The organism is Micromonospora sp. SL1-18 (genome assembly GCF_047921505.1).
In the GTDB taxonomy this organism is placed as follows: Bacteria; Actinomycetota; Actinomycetes; order Mycobacteriales; family Micromonosporaceae; genus Micromonospora.
Map to the genome: position 1 here is coordinate 1 of NZ_JBLROA010000266.1, position 270 is coordinate 270.

1 protein-coding gene is annotated in these 270 nt (G+C 70.7%); it reads left to right on the forward strand.

The annotated features are described in order from the left end of the window. On the forward strand, positions 1-270 hold a 270-nt coding region (locus ACNAW0_RS30880), incomplete at both ends, for a hypothetical protein (RefSeq protein WP_416291560.1).

Sequence of the window (270 nt, forward strand, 5' to 3'; positions counted from 1 at the left end):
TGGCCGGCCGATCCGCGTAAACGCACCCCCGCCGAGTGGGAGCAGGTGCGCACGGCGATCCCGGCCGGGGAAGGCCTGCCGTCCAGTGTCATCAAGGGCCGCACCCGGCAGGCTGCCACGTTCCTCAACGCCAATGGTCGTCTGCCGGTGGATGTGTTCGAACTCGAAGGCAGCCCGAGGGTCCCGCGGATGCTGCTGCTGGCCGCATGTGACCGGCAGCAGGCCACCCTCGAACGCAGCGACACCGACCCGGCCAAGGCGCTGCTGCGC